The 22,411-nt window shown below is 40.7% G+C and carries 20 protein-coding genes; 9 read left to right on the top strand and 11 right to left on the bottom strand.

Going from position 1 to position 22,411, the window contains the following annotated elements; translation table 11 throughout:
- Window positions 1–60: 60 nt before the first annotated feature.
- The 5 genes from B9T36_RS09275 to aspA all read right to left on the bottom strand — a co-directional run bounded on the left by B9T36_RS09275 (window position 61) and on the right by aspA (window position 7,782).
- Window positions 61–1,524: an adenylate/guanylate cyclase domain-containing protein gene (locus tag B9T36_RS09275; protein ID WP_086209212.1), complete on the bottom strand. Its 1,464-nt coding sequence runs from the start codon at window positions 1,522–1,524 to the stop codon at window positions 61–63.
- A gap of 57 nt (window positions 1,525–1,581) precedes the next feature.
- Window positions 1,582–2,016 carry an HIT domain-containing protein gene (locus tag B9T36_RS09280; RefSeq protein ID WP_004696995.1) on the bottom strand — a complete coding sequence of 145 codons (435 nt, stop codon included), beginning with the start codon at window positions 2,014–2,016 and terminating at the stop codon, window positions 1,582–1,584.
- Between the two features lie 231 nt (window positions 2,017–2,247).
- Complete coding sequence (mfd, locus tag B9T36_RS09285) at window positions 2,248–5,706, bottom strand: transcription-repair coupling factor (RefSeq protein WP_086209586.1); 3,459 nt, start codon at window positions 5,704–5,706, stop codon at window positions 2,248–2,250.
- 140 nt (window positions 5,707–5,846) lie between these two features.
- Window positions 5,847–6,206: a hypothetical protein gene (locus tag B9T36_RS09290; protein ID WP_162900277.1), complete on the bottom strand. Its 360-nt coding sequence runs from the start codon at window positions 6,204–6,206 to the stop codon at window positions 5,847–5,849.
- Window positions 6,207–6,333: 127 nt separating this feature from the next.
- A complete protein-coding gene (gene aspA, locus B9T36_RS09295; RefSeq protein WP_086209214.1) occupies window positions 6,334–7,782 on the bottom strand; it encodes an aspartate ammonia-lyase in 1,449 nt (482 codons plus the stop codon).
- A 424-nt stretch (window positions 7,783–8,206) separates the two neighbouring features.
- Between aspA and putP the strand changes: the two genes are divergently transcribed.
- Window positions 8,207–9,730, top strand: a complete 1,524-nt coding sequence (gene putP, locus B9T36_RS09300) for a sodium/proline symporter PutP (protein WP_086209215.1) — start codon at window positions 8,207–8,209, stop codon at window positions 9,728–9,730.
- A 66-nt stretch (window positions 9,731–9,796) separates the two neighbouring features.
- On the opposite strand, the gene B9T36_RS09305 is transcribed toward putP, so the two are convergent.
- On the bottom strand, window positions 9,797–10,291 hold the full coding sequence (locus B9T36_RS09305) for an Lrp/AsnC ligand binding domain-containing protein (RefSeq protein ID WP_086209216.1): 495 nt from the start codon (window positions 10,289–10,291) through the stop codon (window positions 9,797–9,799).
- Window positions 10,292–10,408: 117 nt separating this feature from the next.
- Between B9T36_RS09305 and putA the strand changes: the two genes are divergently transcribed.
- From putA to B9T36_RS09325, 4 genes are all read left to right on the top strand, one after another.
- Complete coding sequence (gene putA / locus B9T36_RS09310; protein WP_086209217.1) at window positions 10,409–14,164, top strand: trifunctional transcriptional regulator/proline dehydrogenase/L-glutamate gamma-semialdehyde dehydrogenase; 3,756 nt, start codon at window positions 10,409–10,411, stop codon at window positions 14,162–14,164.
- 266 nt (window positions 14,165–14,430) lie between these two features.
- Window positions 14,431–15,513, top strand: coding sequence for a tRNA (uridine(54)-C5)-methyltransferase TrmA (gene trmA / locus B9T36_RS09315; protein WP_086209218.1), 1,083 nt, complete (start codon window positions 14,431–14,433; stop codon window positions 15,511–15,513).
- A gap of 243 nt (window positions 15,514–15,756) precedes the next feature.
- Window positions 15,757–15,981: a hypothetical protein gene (locus B9T36_RS09320; protein WP_086209219.1), complete on the top strand. Its 225-nt coding sequence runs from the start codon at window positions 15,757–15,759 to the stop codon at window positions 15,979–15,981.
- Between the two features lie 208 nt (window positions 15,982–16,189).
- Window positions 16,190–16,438 (top strand): hypothetical protein, encoded by a 249-nt coding sequence (locus B9T36_RS09325; RefSeq protein ID WP_086209220.1) that lies wholly within the window; start codon window positions 16,190–16,192, stop codon window positions 16,436–16,438.
- A gap of 71 nt (window positions 16,439–16,509) precedes the next feature.
- On the opposite strand, the gene B9T36_RS09330 is transcribed toward B9T36_RS09325, so the two are convergent.
- From B9T36_RS09330 to B9T36_RS09345, 4 genes are all read right to left on the bottom strand, one after another.
- Window positions 16,510–17,112 (bottom strand): nitroreductase family protein, encoded by a 603-nt coding sequence (locus B9T36_RS09330; RefSeq protein WP_086209221.1) that lies wholly within the window; start codon window positions 17,110–17,112, stop codon window positions 16,510–16,512.
- A 227-nt stretch (window positions 17,113–17,339) separates the two neighbouring features.
- Window positions 17,340–17,831: a hypothetical protein gene (locus tag B9T36_RS09335; protein WP_086209222.1), complete on the bottom strand. Its 492-nt coding sequence runs from the start codon at window positions 17,829–17,831 to the stop codon at window positions 17,340–17,342.
- Between the two features lie 106 nt (window positions 17,832–17,937).
- On the bottom strand, window positions 17,938–19,332 hold the full coding sequence (fumC, locus tag B9T36_RS09340) for a class II fumarate hydratase (protein WP_086209223.1): 1,395 nt from the start codon (window positions 19,330–19,332) through the stop codon (window positions 17,938–17,940).
- Window positions 19,333–19,443: 111 nt separating this feature from the next.
- Window positions 19,444–20,451 (bottom strand): NAD-dependent epimerase/dehydratase family protein, encoded by a 1,008-nt coding sequence (locus tag B9T36_RS09345; protein ID WP_086209224.1) that lies wholly within the window; start codon window positions 20,449–20,451, stop codon window positions 19,444–19,446.
- 71 nt (window positions 20,452–20,522) lie between these two features.
- Between B9T36_RS09345 and tusD the strand changes: the two genes are divergently transcribed.
- From tusD to B9T36_RS09365, 4 genes are read left to right on the top strand one after another with little or no spacing between them, the layout of a single operon-like run.
- Complete coding sequence (gene tusD / locus B9T36_RS09350; RefSeq protein WP_086209225.1) at window positions 20,523–20,891, top strand: sulfurtransferase complex subunit TusD; 369 nt, start codon at window positions 20,523–20,525, stop codon at window positions 20,889–20,891.
- A 44-nt stretch (window positions 20,892–20,935) separates the two neighbouring features.
- On the top strand, window positions 20,936–21,286 hold the full coding sequence (locus B9T36_RS09355) for a hypothetical protein (protein ID WP_086209226.1): 351 nt from the start codon (window positions 20,936–20,938) through the stop codon (window positions 21,284–21,286).
- A gap of 10 nt (window positions 21,287–21,296) precedes the next feature.
- Complete coding sequence (locus tag B9T36_RS09360; protein WP_086209227.1) at window positions 21,297–21,578, top strand: DsrH/TusB family sulfur metabolism protein; 282 nt, start codon at window positions 21,297–21,299, stop codon at window positions 21,576–21,578.
- Window positions 21,579–21,592: 14 nt separating this feature from the next.
- Window positions 21,593–21,904, top strand: a complete 312-nt coding sequence (locus tag B9T36_RS09365; RefSeq protein ID WP_086209228.1) for a TusE/DsrC/DsvC family sulfur relay protein — start codon at window positions 21,593–21,595, stop codon at window positions 21,902–21,904.
- 2 nt (window positions 21,905–21,906) lie between these two features.
- Here the strand turns inward: B9T36_RS09365 and B9T36_RS09370 are convergent, their stop codons facing one another.
- Entirely contained in the window at window positions 21,907–22,395 is a 489-nt protein-coding gene (locus B9T36_RS09370; protein WP_086209229.1) for a winged helix-turn-helix transcriptional regulator, read from the bottom strand.
- Window positions 22,396–22,411 lie beyond the last annotated feature (16 nt).

Here is a 22,411-nt window from a genome sequence, read left to right on the forward strand (position 1 = left end):
AAAAGCCACTCATTTGTAGTGGCTTTTTTAATGTCTCTTGTTTTTACAAGCATATCATCATTAATGGTATTCGTTTCTTTTAACGGTTTCAACGACCTCATCTTCAAGATTTAATTTCACAATACCTTGAGAATTCGTCATTTTTTGCTGCGTTTGAATACGTTGAATCATTTTTTCTAAAACTTGAATCAACTGCGGGTATTCAAAATTCTGCACCTCATCCAAATTCAGCAGTAAATGAAATCCCTTATATTCATAATCAAACCAGCGTTGGTAGTCTGATTTCTGAGATGTATATTTTTCAACGACTTGCCAAGTCTTCACAGCCCCTTTTATCCCTTTAAGGAAAATTGGTGCTTTCGGTGCACAAAGATAGTCATTTTTCACCAAATTATGCGTATCATCTGAAATTAAGATTTCATCGACTTGAGCTGCACTCTGTAAACGCGCTGCAAGGTTTGCATCACGCCCAACAATGGTATAAGCCATCCGATGTGATGCACCATAGTTTCCAACGTGACAATAACCCGTAGAAATACCCATACGAATGTGCAAAGGCGGATAACCCATTTTCACCCAACGCTCACGCAAAATTTTCATTTGCTGGCGCATTGCCATTGCCATTTCTAAGCAATTCTGCGCATCCCGCTCTACACCCTCAGAATTCGGATCCCCAAAAAAGACTAAAATGGCATCCCCCATGAATTTATCAACAGTACCCTCGTATTGCTTCGCAATCTCGGTCATGTGTCTTAAATAGTCATTAAGCAGGAATGCCAAATCATCAGGAATTAAGCTTTCAGACAACTCTGTAAAACCTTGAATATCTGAAAAGAAAACCGTGAGTTTTTTACGTTTATATTCAATTTTCGCTTCAGACTCACCTTTCATAATTGACTGCCACAGTTGCACTGGAGCATAGCGGCTCAACTGATTCGCAAATTCCATGTAGCGATTCATTTGATCGTAATAATGATTCTTGCGGCGATATATATCCTGCATTTGGTTGCGCTGATAATAACTACCCACACCAAAATAAGTAATCAGACACAAAAAACCCAATACGGTCAGCTCGGTACTGGTCGCTTCAAAATATTCACCAAAACCAAAGATAAAGATCAGAGATAAATAAAAAACAACAACACCAATCAGACTCGCCAAAGAAATCATGAGAAATGAAACTTTGTTGCTAATGGCGGTATAAAGCAGTGCAAAAATAGACAAAAAAGTGAGTACGATATTCAGATGAATTGCTGCCAAAATAATTGAAGTGACAACAATATCAATCACAAACATCACACTACGTCGCACATTAGTGTTGAAGCGATAGCCTAACCACCGTGAAAAAGGTGGTGCAAACAATAATACAACCAATAACAATAATGGGACATAAATTTGATAATGCGTATCCGCCATCGTGTAGTGATAAACGATAGTCAATAGCGACAACATGCTATACCCCATCACTCGATGGAAGTATTCAAATTGTTTGGGTTCTTTAGATATCCAATCGTCTAATGGCACTGATTGTTCCCCATGATGCGCACGATCAAATCATCCCTGATTTGATTTCCACGTGAATTAGTCCATACGCCAATCAAACGGCATATCACCTTGTCCACGTAATGCAAGCATTAAAGTCTGACGCATATGTGCAAGGACTTCATTGCTATAAGGAACAGCTGGAGTACCCCAAACTGGTTTTGGCCATGCAACATCGTTTTGATAACGAACCACATGGTGGAAATGAAGCTGTGGCACCATGTTACCCAAAGCAGCAACATTCATTTTATCAGCTCGGAATACGCGAGCTAATTGGCTTGACAACCAACTTGACTCACGTAAAAACTGTTCTTGGTCGGCTTGGCTGAGTTCATATAACTCAGTGATACCTGGCACGCGTGGAATTAAAATTAGCCACGGAAATTGCATATCATTCATTAAGCGACATGTTGAAAGTGGAAAGTCGCCTACAAAAAACGTATCTTGAGCAAGTTGTGGATGCAAACTAAACATATCTTTATAAATGATGCAAATTAGAATAATGGCTAATACTATCACATCCAATCGGAGGTGAATATTATAAGCAATGTGTTTCAATACAAATAAAATACGTTTTACTTTGAACTACATCACATTTATCACTTTAATAAATTTCATCAAAAAATCAAGTATTTCTTTTTGTCGTGCAAACACCTACGAAATACCTGATATCTGTATGAAATAACAGCAAATTAGAGCTACTAATTAATGCAATTCTTTAAGTAAATTTGCTAATAAGTCATTGATAAACTGAATTCGCTTTTCATACTCTTCCAACATCACCATAACCTTTAAGCGCTGACCGCCCTCCATTCTAAAAAAGGTCGGGTGTTTTTGCATCATTTGAATAATACTGATGGCCTGTACGGGTGTATCAGGTGAGAATTCAATAGCTCCTCCATTGCCCGAAATATCGACTTTCGTGATCCCTAATGTTTCAGCTTTTAGGCGAATCTGATGAACAGCAAAGAGTTGCTTCACAGGCTGTGGCGGTATACCAAAACGATCAATCAGCTCCATGCGAATATTATCAAGCTTTTCCTGACGATCTGTATTACTAATCCGCTTATAGAACAATAAACGCTGATGCACATCTCCCAAATATTCATCTGGAATCAAGGCTGGCATATGTAAATTGATTTCTGCGGTCAGTGATAGTGGCGCATCGAAATTTGGCGTTTTCCCTTTTTGAATAGCTTTAGTCGCCTTCTCAAGCATTTCCATATACAAGCTATAACCAATGGCTTGCATTGATCCACTTTGTTGCTCACCGAGTAACTCACCAGCCCCACGAATTTCTAAATCTTCCGTCGCCAACATGAAACCTGCTCCAAGGGTTGAGGCCCGCTGAATGGCATCTAAACGCTTTTCAGCATCGCCTTTCAACCCTTTAATGGATGGCACCAGTAAATATGCATAGGCTTGATGGTGCGAGCGCCCAACACGTCCACGCAGTTGATGCAACTGTGCAAGCCCCAGTTTATCAGCACGTTCAATCAAGATAGTATTGGCATTTGGGACATCAATCCCTGTTTCAATAATGGTTGAGCAAACCAATACATTATATTCTTTATGATAGAACTGCTGCATGACTTGCTCTAACTCGCGTTCGCGCATTTGCCCATGTGCAACAGCAACACGTGCTTCAGGAACCAATTCTCGGAGACTTTCAGCCGCGCGCTCAATGGTTTCTACTTCATTGTGCAAGAAGTAAACCTGCCCACCACGCAGTAATTCACGCAAGATAGCTTCTTTGACGGCATCACCCGTATGCTCTTGTACAAAGGTTTTGACCGCTAAACGTCGTGCAGGCGGCGTTGCAATAATTGAAAGATCTCGCATACCACTAAACGCCATGTTTAAAGTACGCGGAATTGGTGTTGCGGTAAGGGTTAACATATCCACATCAGCACGCATCGCCTTGATCCGTTCTTTATCACGCACCCCAAACCGATGCTCTTCATCCACAATCATAAGACCTAAATCTTTAAACTGGACGCTTTCTTGCAAGATTTTATGCGTACCAATCACAATATCAACTTTGCCTTCTGCCAGATCTTCGATCGTTTTAGTATGGCTCTTACTACTACCAAAACGAGATAAAACTTCTATACGAATAGGCCAATCCGCAAAACGGTCTTTAAACGACTCATAATGCTGTTGAGCCAACAAAGTTGTTGGAACCAAAACCGCAACTTGCTTATTGTTTTGTACTGCTAAAAAAGCAGCCCGCATTGCCACTTCAGTTTTACCAAAGCCTACATCACCACAGACCAAACGATCCATTGGTTTCGTCTGTTGCATGTCATACAAAGTCGCCTCAATCGCATTAGCCTGATCTAGCGTTTCTTCATAGGCAAAGCCACTGGAAAACTGCATATATTGGCCATGCTCTAGCTCAAAGCCAAAACCAGGTTTGGCTTGACGACGTGCTTGAATATGTAACAATTCTGCCGCCACATCATGAATTTGCTCGAGTGCTTTACGCTTCGCTTTGCTCCAAGCATCTGTACCCAACTTATGTAAGGGTGCCAAGTCTGGGTCACCACCACTATAGCGACTAATCAAATGCAGATTAGTCACAGGAACATAAACTTTGGCAGCATCGGCATAGTCAAGCTGCAAGAACTCATAGTCCTGATCATCAATACTTAAAGTGACTAAACCTGCATAACGTCCTACACCATAGTCAATATGTACAACTGGCGCACCCATGCTCAACTCAGTCAAACTGCGAATGAGAAACTCTTCAGAAACCTCTTGTTGACGCTTACGCCGACGTTGCACCACACGGTGTTCATACAACTGGTTTTCTGAGATAACACTCAGCGTATTTTTTAAGACCAAACCACGTTCTAATGGTGCATTGGTAATGGCAATAGCATGTAAAGACTTTTGAAACTCAGCAAAATTTTCGACATTAGGAATTTCTCCCAATGTTGCGCGCAATGCATCTTTTAAAGTTTCACGACGTCCCGCGCTTTCAGCAACCAGTAATACGGGATGATTTGCTGTATCAATATACTGTTTCACCGCATGAAAAGGTTTTTCACTTTTTGGGTCGACGGGTAAACGAGGTGGAAGTTCAGTCTTTAAATTCACCACCCCCGCTTTTAAGTCGAAAATATCGCCTGAGGCAATAATACGTGGAAAGGTATTGAGCTGTTCTAAAATTTGATTGGTTGAAATAAAAAGTTGTTCAGGTGGCAAAATGGGCTGATCAATATTGTGTCTACGGTCCTGATAGCGACGATCAACCTCTTTCCAAAAACTATCTAAACCATCATCAACCTGTTTATCTGTAATGACAATAGAATGACTAGGTAAGTATGAAAGTAGTGTACTTTGAGCTTGCATCTGCTCCGCACTAAAAAAAAGTGGGAAATAGAACTCAATCCCTGGTGATGCAATCCCTTCTAGCACATCCTGATAAATTGGGTTCTTCTTAGGGTTCGCCGTTGGAAACATCTCCGCATAACGATCACGGAATACACTACGCGCTTCTTTCAGCGGAAACTCTTTCGCAGGTAAGATAGAGAATTGTTTTAAGTTTTCCGTGGTGCGCTGTGTTTCCGGATCAAAAAATTTAAGAGTTTCAATTTCATCATCAAATAAATCTATGCGAATTGGCGCCGCTTGACCTGAGGCATAGATATCCATAATGCTACCGCGAACTGCAAATTCACCATGGTCGTATACTGTGTCGACCAAATGATAGCCTGCTTGAATCAAACGTTTCTTTTGCTGTTCCAATTCAAACTTTTGACCGACACGGATATCAAAATGCTCACCTAAAACCCACGAAGTCGGTGCCACACGTTGTGCCAAAGTCGAAGCCGAAATCAATAAGACACCCGTTTGTGGCATATTGGATAAAATCGCGAGACGCTCAGACACGATATCTTGATGAGGAGATAACCGGTCATAAGGCAGAATTTCCCAATCAGGAAAAATCGTCGGTCGGATGCCGTAAAACTCAAACTCACTTTCGAGTTGCGCCAAATGTTGGTTATTTTTTGCAACAACCACAAAAAGTTTTTTATTCTGTGTACTGAGCGTTTGAATAAATAGCGCAACAGATGAGCCGAGCAGATTTCCGAGCCATCTTTTTTCGCCCGCTTTTAGTTGTTGCACATTCAGTTGGGAGATTTCTTCTTGGAACATGGGCATTGCTTAAGCACCTAAAAACATGCGTCATATACTAGCACGATGTCCTAAAGCCGCACGTTATTTTTCGCTACAAAACACCCTCTTACACGTAGCCAAGCCCCTTTCATCACTCAATTTTATGTCATTTAAATGCTCTATTTTTTATCGCGAATAAACTGATAATAATAGTCACTCAGGAGTTTAATGATGTGCTTTAACTCGGTTAAGTTTTCAAGATTATTACCCAAGCGAGCAACAAAGCGCCCACTGGCTATTTCCAAATCAATTTTTTCATTCATCAACATCGCACTATAAAAAAGTGCATTGAGGTCATCAAACTGATTGATTCGACGATTTGAGAAATACGCTAAGCGTTCAGCATGTATATCATTGATCACAACACCCTCAATAATAAATCCATTCTGTTCATCATATTCAATCTGATGCTGCTGCAAAAACAGTTGTTCTGGTGCATCTTTCTTTCGTTTCAACAAATTGGTTAGTTTAGTGAGCATATCAATCTAATCATCTTTCTCTCTGCATATTGTAGTTCTAACCAGGCTAGATTGTTAGCCAGTCTTAGCTTAAATGTATAAAAGCAGCCGATTGGCTGCTTTTATACATTTCTAAGGCTATAAATGTTTAACTGACTTGTGCCAAAGGAACGACTGTAGGCGTCACCTCAGTCACCAAGTTTTCAAATGAGAAGATTTGATCCAACTGGTCTTGTGTCAGTAGCTCTTGCTCCAATACTACCTGTTGAATGGTTTTATTTTCAGCAATACACTGTTTCCCAATTTCGTCACATTTCGCATGACCTAAAATTGGATCAAGTAAAGTCACAATGCCAACACTACGCATAACTGCGTCATAGCATACTTGTTCATTGGCTTGAATACCTTGAATACATTTAGTGTCTAATGCAGCAATACCATTTCTAAGCAATTCAATTGACTCATGAATACTCTGTGAAATAACAGGCTCCATTACATTCAACTGTAACTGACCTGCTTCTGCTGCCATGGTCACAGTTAAATCATTACCAATCACTTTAAACGCGATTTGGTTCACCACTTCAGGAATCACAGGATTGACTTTTGCAGGCATGATAGATGAACCAGCCTGTAGTTCTGGTAAACGAATTTCAGCCAAACCGGTACGTGGACCAGAACTGAGTAAGCGTAAGTCATTACAGATTTTCGAGAGCTTCACCGCCAAACGTTTTAAGGTGCTCGATAAGATAATAAACACACCACAGTCACTGGTTGCTTCAACATAATCTTCCGCACCAATTAAGTTAAGACCCGTCAGCTCTTTCAAGGCCTGAACCACTTCAACTGCATAACCCTGTGGTGTATTCACCCCAGTACCAATTGCAGTTGCACCCAAGTTCACTTCTAATAAAAGCTCACGTGTACGTTCAATTAAACGTAAGTCTTCCTTTAATAAAGTTGCAAAGGCACGAAACTCTTGCCCCAAAGTCATCGGCACAGCATCTTGCAACTGGGTACGCCCCATCTTTAAGACATATTGAAACTCAACTGCTTTGCCTTGCAAAGAATGAATTAAATTTTGGATCTGTATAAATAAGTCATCCAAACTGTAATACGTTGCTAAACGTAGCGCCGTTGGGTACACATCATTGGTCGATTGTGATTTATTTACATGGTCATTTGGATGAATAACGTCGTATTTACCTTTAGGAAGTGATAAATGCTCCAATGCAAGATTGGCCAACACTTCGTTGGTATTCATATTAATCGACGTGCCTGCTCCACCTTGATAAACATCTAAAGGAAAAGCATGCGTCCAGCTTTCAGGAGTTTGGATTAATTGATCACATGCAATATCAATGGCCTGAGCAATTTCGGGAGAGATTTTGCCAAATTTACAGTTGCTTTGCGCTGAGGCTTTTTTAACTTGCGCCAAAGCACGGATAAAATGAAGTTGAGTTCCTACTTTCTGATTAGAAATTTGAAAGTTTTCTAAAGCACGTAAAGTATGAATGCCATAGTAGCAATCCATTGGAACTTCCTTCGCTCCCAATAAATCACGTTCTATTCTTGTTTGATCGACTTGAACCGTAGTCACTGCCTAGTACTCACTTAGATGCACAGAATTAGTGCAATAATGAAATACTAGTCTTTTCGATATGTTTCATTGCTGTAAATATATTTCATAAATGAAATATTTTATATTTGAATGTTTGCTTTATGTATTAATTGTAACATCTCGTAATTAAAATAAGCTTTAAATTATAATTAAGCCAATGATTTCATAAAATGAAAAATATAATTTTTGTACAACTTGCACAAACTAAAACTAAGCAACAAACAAATAAAATATTTTCAATAAGTTATAAGACAATTTTAAAAAACAATTAATATTTACATAAAATACACAAAAATATCTCACAACTGTTACAGAGTGTAATTTTATTTTCATGATTGAATCGCCCTCTCAAACAAAGCGATTAAAAAATCTCCCATCTCGGATTTTTTGCCAAGGAATGCCTATGAGTCAAATTAACCCCACCCTCGTCACGTTTTTAGTTTATATCTTTGCCATGGTTGCTATTGGCCTCTATGCATACAAATCTACCAGCAACTTTGATGACTACATCTTAGGTGGTCGTAGTTTAGGAAGTGTCGTTACTGCCCTTTCTGCTGGTGCATCAGACATGAGTGGTTGGTTACTCATGGGCTTACCAGGTGCAATTTATCTATCAGGTTTATCTGAGGCATGGATTGCAGTCGGTCTGATTATTGGTGCCTGGCTGAACTGGTTATTGGTTGCAGGACGTTTACGTGTGCACACTGAAATCCAGAATAATGCACTTACACTACCCGATTACTTTACTGGTCGTTTTGCAGACCGTAAACGTATCTTACGTATGATTTCTGCGGTTGTAATTTTAGTTTTCTTCGCCATTTACTGTGCTTCAGGTATGGTTGCTGGCTCTCGCCTGTTTGAAAGTATCTTTGGTTGGGATTACACTACTGCACTTTGGATTAGCGCAATCGCGACTATCAGTTATGTTTGTATTGGTGGCTTCCTCGCAATCAGCTGGACAGACACATTCCAAGCAGGTTTAATGATTTTTGCGTTACTATTGACCCCAATCATGACTTACCTTGCGATTGATGGTAATGCAGCTGAATTCACGATTTTACTTGAAACTGCTCGTCCACAAGCGATGCATATTTTCTCTGAGTTGAGTACGGTTGCCGTTCTATCATCCTTAGCTTGGGGCTTAGGCTATTTCGGTCAGCCACACATTCTTGTCCGCTTCATGGCAGCAGATTCTGTGAAAACAATTCCAGCTGCACGTCGTATTGGTATGACGTGGATGATTTTATGTCTAGGTGGTGCGGTAGGAGCAGGTTTTATTGCCATTGCCTACTTCCAACAGCACCCTGAACTCGCCGCAGTGGTTTCTCAAAACCCTGAAACTGTGTTCATGGAACTAACTAAAATCTTATTCAATCCATGGGTTGCAGGTATTGTTCTGGCCGCAATTTTAGCCGCAGTAATGAGTACATTAAGCTGTCAGTTACTGGTATGTTCTACCACATTGACTGAAGATTTATACAAAGCATTTATCCGCAAAACAGCATCTCAAAAGGAGCTAGTTTGGGTGGGTCGTTTCATGGTGCTTGCTGTTGCAGTTCTTGCAATTTGTTTAGCAAGCAACCCTGACAGTAAAGTTCTAGGCCTTGTGGCTTATGCATGGGCAGGTTTTGGCGCGGCATTTGGTCCACTCATTATCTTGTCTTTGTTCTGGAAGCGTATGACCTTGAATGGTGCTATTGCAGGTATTCTTGTAGGTGCCGTGACTGTTATTCTGTGGAAAAATACTATGGGGCATCTTGGCCTATATGAAATCATACCAGGCTTCATCTTCTCTTGGATCAGTATTGTGGTTGTAAGCTTGTTGGGCAAAGCGCCTGAAGCTGAAATGGTTCAACGCTTTGAAAAAGCAGATGCACTTTATAAACAAGCAATGGCTGAAATGAAAGAAGAGTCTGCACAACGTTAATGTAACGCTTGGAATGGCAAAAATTAAGGGGCTTTTAAGCCCCTTATTTACATTTCGCACACTCAATCATTTCGACTGCGGTTTATATTTCAGCTGAATACGTGAACTTTCTTTGATGACTTCCATGACTGGATAACTGCGCGTTTCTTTCACGCCCGGCAACTGCCATAACACTTGACCTGATATTTTACGAAATTCGTCCATACTGGCACAGCGAATCTTCACCACAAAGTCAAAACCGCCACTGGTCATGTGACATTCCACAATTTCATCGTGTTGTAATACTGCATGGCGAAAATCATCTAAAACATTCGGTGTCGTCTTATCCAAAAGAATTTCAACAAACACCACAAAACTGGCATTCAGCATGTTTGGATTTAAACGCGCTTCATAATTTAAAATAAAACCTTCCTTAGTTAATTTTTGCACCCGAGCCAAAGCCGCCGTGGCAGATAGGTTCACCTCCTCGGCAAGTTTAATGTTCGATATCTTTCCATCTCTCTGAAGAATATCCAATATTTTGATATCTGTTCGGTCCAAACCAATAATTGGGCTCGTCATCTGAATTAATCTCTAAATAGCATACAAATTATAGTGAGTTATTCGGCATTCTTTCTGTAATCATAAATTAATTACTATAGATCTCTCAACACATTATTGTATGCACAGGATGTAGGCATGAATATGATGGAAAGCAACGCGCATTTCAACGAATCTCAAACACCATTTGAATATATTACCGAATTCAAAGAAAAAAATGAGTTTGAGGTTGAAATCAACACCGCTTGGCGACGTGCCGAAACTGAGTGTGTTCAAAACTTATTAGACCACAGCAAAATTTCTGATGAAATGAATCAACGCATTCACGAACTTGCGTTTGATTTGGCTCATACTTTACGTGAACGTAAAAGCGGCAGCGGTAAAGCGGGTATTGTACAAGGACTCTTACAAGAATTTGCACTGTCTTCTCAAGAAGGCATCGCACTGATGTGTTTAGCTGAAGCATTACTTCGTATTCCAGACATGGCAACACGTGACTTGTTGATTAAGGACAAAATCAACCAAGGCAACTGGAAAGAGCACGTTGGTCAAAGTAACTTAATGTTTGTCAATGCAGCAGCATGGGGCTTGATGCTCACTGGCAAGTTGATGGAAACACCAAAGCAAAATAGCTTATCAGGCACTTTAACAGGCTTATTGGCACGTAGTGGTCGTGGCATCATCCGTAAAGCAGTTGATGTGGCAATGCGCATGATGGGCGAACAGTTTGTCACTGGCGAAACCATTGGTGAAGCATTGCAACATGCTGAACGTCTTGAAGAAAAAGGTTTTCGCTATTCATACGACATGCTGGGTGAAGCGGCACTGACCGACCACGATGCTGATCGTTATATGAAAGACTATACCGATGCCATTCATGCCATTGGTCAAGCGTCAAAAGACAAAGATGTCTATGACGGCCCAGGTATTTCAATTAAATTATCTGCTCTACACCCGCGTTACCAACGTGCCCAAATTGCACGTGTGCATGACGAACTTTATGGCAAAGTCTTTACTCTTGCTAAATTGGCACGCGGTTATAACATCGGTTTAAATATTGATGCAGAGGAGTCTGAGCGTTTAGAAATTTCTTTAGAAATGCTCGAACGCCTATGCTTTGAACCAGAGCTCAAAGACTGGAAAGGCATTGGTTTCGTTATTCAAGCCTACCAAAAACGTTGTTTCTACGTGGTTGACTACATCGTAGATTTGGCTAAACGTAGCGAAAAACGCTTAATGATCCGTTTAGTGAAAGGCGCGTACTGGGATAGCGAAATTAAGAAAGCGCAAATCGAAGGCATGACCGACTACCCTGTATTTACCCGTAAAGTACATACGGACTTATCTTACATTGCCTGCGCAAAGAAATTATTGGCTGCGCCAGAACAAATCTACCCACAGTTTGCAACGCATAATGCTCAGACTTTAGCAACCATTTATGAAATGGCGAATCCTGAGCAATATTATGTAGGTCAGTATGAGTTCCAATGCTTACATGGCATGGGTGAACCCCTTTATGAACAAGTCGTCGGTGAAAAGCTAGATAAAAAACTGGGTGTCCCATGTCGTATTTATGCACCTGTCGGCAACCATGAAACACTATTGGCTTATCTTGTCCGTCGTTTACTTGAGAATGGTGCAAACACCTCTTTTGTAAATCGTATTGCAGACAAGTCACTCGCGATTGATGATTTGATTGAAAATCCAACGCAAACCATTCTAAGCAGTGCAAAACGTGAAAATGTTGTCGGTCAAAAACACCTTTCCATTCCACTGCCTGCTGAGCTTTATGGTCAACTGCGTGCAAACTCTAAAGGTTTAGACCTTGCAAATGACACGGAGTTAACCCAGCTCAATCAAACAGCTCAACAGTTTTCACAACAGCAATGGTTTGCTGCACCTATGGGTGAGCAAATCCAGACAGATGAAACGGTTGTAAAGCAAAGTATTGTTAACCCAGCACGTCACTCAGATGTTGTCGGTTATGTACAAGAAGCAACAACTGAACAAGTTGAGCAAGCATTAAATAATGCACAGGCTGTTCAAGACATTTGGGCACGTACGGCTAAAGACACCCGTGCAAGTTACCTACTTCGTGCTGCTGACTTAATGGAAGCTCGCCTAGAAGAACTGATGATTTTACTGTGCCGTGAAAGTGGTAAAACCTATGCCAATGCCATTGCAGAAGTTCGTGAAGCGGTCGATTTCTTACGCTACTACGCAACGCAAATGATTGATCTAGATCCGAATGCAGAGGTTGAGCCTTTAGGCACGATGCTGTGTATTAGCCCATGGAACTTCCCATTGGCCATCTTCACAGGTCAAGTCGCTGCCGCATTGGTTGCGGGGAATACCGTGATTGCTAAACCAGCGGAACAAACACCGCTAATTGCGGCTCAAGCGATTCAAATCTTATGGCAAGCAGGTGTGCCTCAAGCGGCTGTACAGTTGATGCCGGGTCGTGGTGAAACTGTAGGTGCACAGCTCAGCGCAGCTGAACAGGTTCAAGGCATCATGTTCACAGGCTCGACTGAAGTTGCCAAAATTTTGCAAAAAACTGTGGCGAAACGTCTGAGCAAAAATGGTGAAAGCATTCCACTGATTGCTGAAACAGGCGGTCAAAATGCCATGATCGTTGACTCATCAGCACTGACTGAGCAAGTTGTACTTGATGTCGTTAGCTCAGCTTATGACAGCGCAGGCCAACGTTGTTCTGCCCTACGCGTACTATGTGTACAAGAAGACAATGCCGATGCTGTGATTCAAATGCTTAAAGGCGCAATGCAGCAACTTCAAGTGGGCAATCCATATCTACTCAAAACTGATATTGGCCCTGTGATTGATGCTGAAGCGCAAGAAAATATCCAAAAGCACATCGAAAAAATGCGTCAAAAAGGTCATCGCGTACACCAGTTGATGCGTAATGATACTCAAGACTCTGAACTAGATGCAGGCACGTTCATTACACCAACACTGATTGAGCTGCCAAATCTCAATGATTTAGAGCGTGAAGTGTTTGGTCCTGTGCTACACGTAATTCGCTTTAACCAAGGCTCACTTAAACAGCTACTTGAGCACATCAACAGCAAAGGCTATGGCCTGACGATGGGTCTACATACCCGTATTGATGAAACCATTCAAACTGTAATGACCCATGCTGAAGTCGGTAACCTTTACATCAACCGTAACATCGTGGGTGCAGTAGTCGGTGTACAACCTTTTGGTGGTGAAGGTTTATCGGGTACAGGCCCTAAAGCGGGTGGTCCAATTTATCTATATCGCTTAATGCAAAACTGTTCTGCGAAAAAGTTGAATAAACCATTTGCAACAGGTGCTGATTTGAACCCTCAGGTCGAGTTCAGCAACTCTGCATTGCTCCTTGAGTGGGCAACTAAAACCTTCCCAGCTGTAAAATTGGCAAAAATTGAGAACTTCTGTTCAGGCCATCATTACGAGTTGCAAGGCCCAACAGGTGAAAGTAACCAATACATGGTGATCCCACGTCATGCAGTCTTGTCATTAGCTGAACAAGAAGCGGATCAGTTACAACAGTTGAATGCGATTTTTGCAGTCGGTAGCCGTCCAGCAGTACTCGCAGATAACCGCTTTGTGTTAAAGCACATGCCAAGCATGCCTAAAGCATTGGCTCAAGCGTTCCATGTCATCAAAGACATCAAAACTGATGCATTTGATGCGGTATTGCACCATGGTACGACAGCACAACTTTTAGCTCTGCAACAACAGATAGCTGAACGTCAAGGTGCGATTGTCGGTATTACCCACCTTAGCCCATCACAAACTGCCATTCCTCTGGAACGTTTTGTGATTGAGCGCGCGATCAGTGTTAACACTGCAGCTGCTGGTGGAAATGCAAGTCTGATGACTTTGAACTAAACCCAATTTAAACCTGTAGTCCGCATTGGGGTTACAGGTTTTTACCGTGTTTCCTCTATTGCCAAGTAAACATCTCCTGGTCTGTTTACTTGGCATTTTTTATGTGACTCAGTTTGGCTTAATCTGCTCGAAAATTTCTGATATAACAATACATCAATCCACCTGTAGCATGAATAAACTCCACGCTTTTGCTGAATATCTTTAGGCTAATTCGGCAAACTTTGTTACCATCTCTTTTTTCAATATGTTTGCGATTTTTACTGCATATGACTTCTTCTTATCAACAACAACTTGACGCCAAAATTGAACGAATTACAGCTCAATTTGCTGAATTCACTCCACCTTCGCTTGAAGTTTTTCAATCTCCTGAAAAAAACTTTCGCATGCGTGCAGAATTCCGTATTTGGCATACCGAAGATGATATGTTTTATGCCATGTTTGAACGCGATGAAGACAATCAGAAAAAAGTCATTCGTATTGATGACTTCCCAATCGCTGATACCAGTATTAATCAGCTCATGCCTGTTTTATTGGCAGAATTAAAAAGCAATGACCTCCTCTCAAAACGCTTATTTGAAGTGCATTTCTTAGCGACCTTAAAAGGTGAAATGCTGGTTTCGCTGATTTATCGCTGCCCACTCGATGAACAATGGCAGGTTTTAGCCAAACAACTCGCAGAAAAATTAAATATTAAGTTGATTGGTCGTAGCCGTGGTCAAAAAGTGGTACTTACTGATGAATTTGTGGTGGAAGAACTGCAAGTTTTTGAGCGTAAATATCAGTACAAACAAATTGAAAGCAGTTTTACCCAGCCCAATGCGCAAGTCTGCCAAAAAATGCTCGAATGGGCCTGTAATGCTGCACAACAGTCGCACAAAGATTTGTTAGAACTTTACTGTGGCAATGGTAACTTCACCCTACCGCTTTCAACCCGTTTCAACCGTGTCTTAGCCACTGAACTGGCTAAGTCCTCAGTGTATGCCGCACAGTGGAATATCGAACAAAATAAAATCGACAATATCCAAGTCGCACGCTTGTCAGCAGAAGACTTCACCCAAGCTTATAACGGTGAACGTGAATTCCGTCGCTTACAAGAAGCAAATATCGACATGAGTAGTTATGAGTTCGATACTGTGTTTGTTGACCCACCGCGTGCGGGTATTGATGATGAAACATTAAAGTTGATTCAACGTTTTGAGCACATCATTTATATTTCGTGTAACCCTGACACCTTGTATGACAACTTAAAAACACTCAGCCAAACCCATAAAATTTCAAAGTTTGCGATGTTTGACCAGTTCCCGTATACGCATCATGTTGAAGCAGGAATTCTGCTCGAAAAGATCTAAACAATTTGTTGCAAAATATGCAACTTCAAAAATGAAGCCGTCACAGGCTTCATTTTTACTTATTCTTAGAAAATAGTAATTTACATAAAATACAAGAATTTTCCCTGTCATAATAACGTTAACTTATGAAACTATAATCGGAATTTTTGGATACTGATTGTTGCTTTTATCTCTTTGCCCATCTTGCATTATTCTCTAGATTGGTTATATTTCACCCTATGTTAGGTTGTTAATGAAGTGTCTATGAGTTTTTGGCAAAAGCTGTTTTCAAATGAACAGCAAAACGAGCATAAAAATCAAATTGCTTGTGTTGAAAATGACTGCTCTTGTAAAACCAACGAACAACTTCTCGAAAAGCTGAAAGTAGCAACGGATGAAGATGTGATTGTTGGTATTAAAAAAGTTTTGGCTTCGCGTGGCTATAGCCGTAGGGAGTTAAATGAACTTCAGCATCGACCTCTACAATAGTAGAGTTTCTGAATATTCACCAAGAAGGCATTTAGATTAATCTAAATGCCTTTTTTAATGCCGACACATATAACTCCCCCCTAAGAAGATTGAACAAGTGCAAAACAATTCACTTTTGCGACTAAAAATCACACAAAGCCTTAAATTTTTGCTACCTTACAGGCTCAATATAAAAATCAATAATGTTTCAAAATTAAAGGTTTAAGCAATGAAAAAATTACTCATGATTAGTGCAAGTATCATCCTTTTGTCTTTGATCGCGTGCAGCAAAATGCCGAAGGCCTGTATTGAGTCATGGGAAAAGATGGAAAAACTTGGAAAACAAATGGGTTTAGCTGAAGAACAACTCAAAGAACAAAAGAAGAAATTTGAAGAGGAAATCAAAACAATGAACGAAGAAGAAGCAACGCGGATGTGTAGTACTCAAAATTCACTTTTAGGCTTGGTTGGTCAGTAATCCGTTCTATTGCTAAAAAGAAAATGACATAGAAAAAAAGCCGTATTATTTGAATACGGCTTTTTGATTCATTATTTAAATACCTTGAAGCGCACCGTATCATCCACAAAGCCTTTTTCTTTAGCTTCACCCTCAACTGAACCAAAGACTAATTGTGCGCGTAATTTCCAACTGGCAGGCACACTCCATTCAGCATGGACTTCTTCATCCACAATTGGATTATAATGTTGTAAAGATGCACCTAGACCCAAGGTATGTAACGCAGTCCACGTTGAAAACTGAGCCATAGCTGTCGAATGCTCTGCCCAAATAGGAAAGTTCTCAGCATAAGATGGAAATTGCTCTTGTAAGCTCTGAATGACATCTAGATCTTCAAAAAATAAAACTGTTCCCACACCTGCTGCAAAACTAGCCATTTTAGCGGTTGTTTTAGCTGCACTTTCTTCGTCTTTAGCATAAGACTTCAGTTTTTCAGCCACAAAAGTCCAGAATTTTTCATGCTCCGCATTGAACAAAATCACAGCTCGAGATGACTGCGAGTTAAAAGATGATGGGCTTTGTTTAATAGCTGTTTGGATCAAATCAGTTAAAAATTCAGAACTGTGCTCAACTTTTTTACCAATAGCATAAATAGTACGACGTTTTGTAATTAAGTCGATGAACTGATTTGACATGTATTAAAATCCTTGTGGTTCTATTCAAAAAAAAATTCATAGCAAATTTAAACATTAGTCTGCCATGAATGATGACCTAATGTATCAAGCAAAATTAATTCCAATATTTGACCAAATAATAAAATTTAATGCTTTAGATGTAGTTTAAATGCTTTGTGTTTACCACAAATACATAGTTCTGCTATCCATATAAAAAAAATCCTCCAAATGGAGGATTTTAAATTTGTTTAGAATTTGGCTTCTAAGACTTGAGTGGGAATTTTATTTTTCCATAAGTCCCGTAGCACGGGTAAATAGAATTTTTCACCCAATTCAACTAGTTCCGCATCAATTAACGCATGTATTTCATGCATAAATAAATAATCAAGTTCAACCGTTTTCAACTGTTGCTGTGTTTTGGCAAAGTCTTTGCGCTTTTGTTGTGCACGTTTCACTAGAGCATCTGCAAAATCTTTATCTTTAAACTGCTTAATCGCGTTTAAGCGTAACTCAATCACGCCCCAACCACTCAATAACAGTTTGAAAAGTTCAAAGTCAGCCGTGGTTGATTCCCATGTCATTTCTTCAAGATTTTCATTTTTAGGTAGAACAGGAAGCAATAATTCCATAACACTTGGGAAAATCTTTTTGAAATTTAAAACAAATTTAACAGGATGCTCACCCGGATAATCGTTAAATTGCACGTTTTTCTGAACATCTGTCAAATAAATATCAAGCATGGTAACTCATCAGCAGTTTATCTTTAGTCGACCATTGTACCGACTTCGCCCAAAGATAAAAACTGCTGATGTTCATTTGCTCTTTCATTGAGCAATTGAAGAAAATTTATTTTACATTTGGTGAAATCATTTGTTCTGGACGGACCACTTCATCAAACTGCTCAGCAGTGACCAAGTTCAACTCTACAGCCACTTGTTTTAGTGTTTTTCCTTCTTTATAAGCTGTTTTGGCAACTTTCGCTGCATTTTCATAGCCAATCACTGGATTTAAAGCCGTAACTAACATCAATGAGTCATGTAAGAAGTGGTCAATTTTTTCACGGTTCGGCTCAATACCCACTGCACAGTGATCATTGAAGCTATTACATGCGTCACCCAAAAGCTGAATCGACTGCAACAAATTAAACGCAATTACAGGCATGAACACATTCAATTCAAAGTTACCCGATGCGCCCGCAACATTAATCGTGGTGTCATTGCCTAAGACTTGAGCCACCACCATAGTCATCGCTTCACTTTGAGTCGGGTTCACTTTCCCCGGCATAATACTTGAGCCTGGTTCATTTTCTGGAATACGTAATTCACCAAAACCACAACGCGGGCCACTAGCCAACCAGCGAATGTCATTGGCAATCTTATTCAAGCTTACCGCAAGCGTTTTTAATGCACCTGAGGCAAACACGGCTGCATCGCGCCCAGCCAATGCTTCAAATTTATTTGGCGCAGTCACAAAAGGTAGTCCGGTCAACTGTGCCAGTTGCTCCGCCGATTTTTCCGCATAATCAGGATGCGCATTCAGCCCTGTACCTACAGCCGTTCCACCTAAAGGCAGCTCATACAAACCTGAGAGTGCCTGTTGTAAACGCTTTAAGCCATGATCGAGCTGAGAAACATAACCGCTAAACTCTTGGCCCAACGTTAATGGTGTTGCATCTTGTAAATGAGTTCGCCCAATTTTGACGATGTCAGCAAATGCTTGAGACTTTGCATCTAAAGTATCTCGAAGCTGAGTAACCGCAGGAATCAGTAATTCATTGATCAGAATACTTGCTGCAACATGAATCGCCGTTGGAAATGAGTCATTGGTTGACTGAGCACGGTTCACGTGATCGTTCGGGTGTACAGGTTTTTGTGCGCCTAAAGGATTGCCGAGTTTCTGATTGGCGATATTCGCAATTACTTCATTACAGTTCATGTTACTTTGCGTGCCTGAACCAGTTTGCCATACTACCAAAGGAAACTGACTATCCCACTGCCCTGCAATCACTTCATCCGCAGCGCCGACGATGTATTGCGCCAATTCTTGTGGAATTTGGTTAAGTTCAGCATTGGTCTGCGCTGCTGCTTTTTTCACTAAGCCCATAGCACGAATCATTGGTCGCGGTAGACGTTCACTGCCAATTTTAAAGTTTTGCAAACTACGCTGAGTTTGGGCACCCCAAAGTGCTTCGCTTGGTACTTCAACTTCGCCCATCGTGTCGTGTTCAATACGTGTTTGCATTTTAACCTCTTCCTTTTTAAGTGAATTGCAAAATGATTATTTTGCGCTTGTTTTCCTTATCTTAATGATTAAGTAAAAGCATGTAAATGATAATTGTTATCAGTAAATTAATTAAAGACCCTCTAAACTTTGTCGGTAGAAACGCCATCCATCCTCAAGGGTTTGTTGTAAACTGCGCTTCGCTTCCCAGTGTAAAACATTTTTCGCTTTACTACATTCGGATGCGACCTGATCTAATTCCACGATGTTCGAATCAACTATATCGACTGTAGCAATGTCACTTTGCGTCACGTTTTCAACTTTTTCAACCAACTGCTGTATCGACACACTTTGACCTGCAATATTAAACGCTTCACAAGCAAACTGTTGAGTGCTCAACCATTGTAACGAAGCAGCAATCGCATCACACGCATCCAAAATATGTAAAAAACTACGTTCGACCGTATGGTCTGCTGTTTGTGCTTTTTTTCTCAGTTCAATATGATCACGCTGTTTGGCAGCGACTTGCATCAACAGTGGGATAATATTTTTCGGTAAAGGCGGAAACAGCTCTCCGAGCATTCCATTTTCAAATGCGCCTGCGACATTGCCCATTCTTAAAACGGCAATTTTCCATTCATTATCTGTTTTTGCTGTATCTCGAATAATTTCTTCGACCATTTGTTGCGACTTGATATACGGGTTTGGATAGCCGAAATTCAGTTCCAAGTCTTCTTCTAGATGTAGACTCGACTCACCATAAACTGCAAGACTGGAAAGATGCACCAAAGTTCGAACACCTGTGCGTTGCATAGCACGCAGTAAACTCATAATACAACTAACATTGTCATTATAATATTCCAAAGGCTTCAACACAGACTCTTCAAGCGATTTAAAGCTTGCGGCATGTACCACTGCATCAATGGAATACTGCTCAAAAACTTTGTTCAAAGCAGGCGTATTTCGGATATCAATTTTGACAAAAGGCACGTACATGCCACTAATAAATTCTAATCGTTCAAGAGTTTGTAAATTCGCATTGGATAAATTGTCTACAATAATGACCTCTTGCCCATGCGCCATAAAGCTCAAAGCAATATGTGAGCCTATAAAGCCTAAACCACCAGTCACTAAAATCATTGTATACTACCTTTTTATTATGAAGTCCGAATGTACCAAGCAAGTTTTGGACATTCCTCTAGTGAAGTTTGATGAGTACTTTATTACTAATTACCTCCGCACCGAGTTCGATTCATGCATGGCATGCGCTGGGTTTAGCACAAGCACTGCATGCGAAAAATGAACTCTTTCGAGTGTTTTTCTACCAAGATGCTGTTCAAGTTGCCAATGCCCTACAATGGGTACCTGACGACCAACGGAATCTATGTTCTGAGTGGCAAAAACTCGCCATTCGCCTGCCAGTTTGTGTTAGTGCAGCCTTGGCTCGAGGAATTACCGATGCCGAAAATGCACAGCGTCATCAGTTAGCACAGCATAATCTTGCTACAGGTTTTGACTTGGTCGGCTTAGGGGAACTGGCCGATGCCGTTCAGTCTGCAGAGCGCTTAATTCAATTCTAAGTGCTAAGTTTTCAAGAATTTGTTGCTTTTAAAAGGTATATTGTGTGAAATCTGTACTGGTTATTTTAACCCAAGCCAATTTGAACTCTTTGCAGGTGCATGAAAGCCTCTCTGCAACGATGGTTCTTGCAACTTTTGGCTGTGAAGTCAAAGTCTTACTACAAGATGCTGCGCTCAGCTTATTAAACGATGCTCAGTCATTTGAACCCTTAAAGCATGCTTTTAAACTGGCGTCAAACATGGTTGATAGCTTTGAGTTTTATGACTTAAGCCCGATTTGGATTGAAACCAAAAATCAAGCTTCTGCCTTTGTTCAACAAACCGAGCAAGAAATAGAATGTGTTGAACTCAATGCCAATTTAATACAACAGTTTGACCATGTGCTGTATTGGTAAGGAGACAGTTATGAGCAAAACAATTTATCTCGTGCAGTCTCCATTTGCCGCGACAGAGCTAGCGCTGAGTAAATTACAAAGCCTGTATCAATCAGGGGATGATGTGGTTTTAATGGGAGATGCGGTCCTATATATAGAGCATCCTTTTATTCAGCAGTTGCCTTGTATATTTGTGCTTGAGCAGGATGCTGAAAATATCGCTGCGGCCTATCCGAGCAACCTAGAAACCATCAGCTATGCTAGGTTTGCTGAGCTATGTTTAAACCACAGTCGTTGTATCAGTTTAAAATAATTTTGAGTGTTTAGATGAATTTAGAATTAGACCAAGATGGTCATTTAGTCGATTACACCATTTGGAATCAAGAGGTTGCAAAAGAGTTAGCAAAATCTTTAGAGCTTGAATTGACCGATTGGCACTTTGAAATCCTCATGGCAGTGCGTCAGTTTTACCAGCAGTTTGGGCACTCACCTGCAACACGTCCACTGATTAAGTTTTTAATGAAAACAGTCAACGCAGACATCAATAATGCCATACTACAAGAAAAGTTTAATACTGGACTTGTAGCACGCCATCTGAGCCGTTTGGCTGGTGTACCAAAACCTGCCAACTGTTTATAAGCTTAAGCTTCTTTAATGTCTGATTGAGCTGCTAAAGCATCAACATAAACCTGTGTCGGTATCGCTTTGATGTCTTTGGCATGTATGGCATCACCACATTCGTTACAAACTAAACGTGGCTGAATGCTATGCCCACATGTTTTGTGGATAAATTGCACGGGACGACCTTGCCCCTCGTCCATCCATTGATCGGCCCATGTTGCCATCGACATCAGCACTGGATATAAAGCCAAGCCTTTTTCAGTTAGACAGTACTCAAATCTTGCTTGACGATCCGTGTAAGGTCTTTTCTCCAAAATTTCATGTTCAACCAAGCGCTTTAATCGAGCAGACAACAGGTGCCGAGTCATACCTAAATTTTCTTGGAAGCTTTCAAATCGGCGCGTTCCTAAAAATGCATTTCGTAAAATCAGCACAGTCCAGCGGTCACCAATTACCGATAGTGTTCGTGCAATTGAACAAGGCTGCTCCCCGATCTCATCCCATTTCATTACAAAAGAACCATGT

Source organism: Acinetobacter sp. ANC 4204, assembly GCF_002135205.1.
In the GTDB taxonomy this organism is placed as follows: Bacteria; Pseudomonadota; Gammaproteobacteria; order Pseudomonadales; family Moraxellaceae; genus Acinetobacter.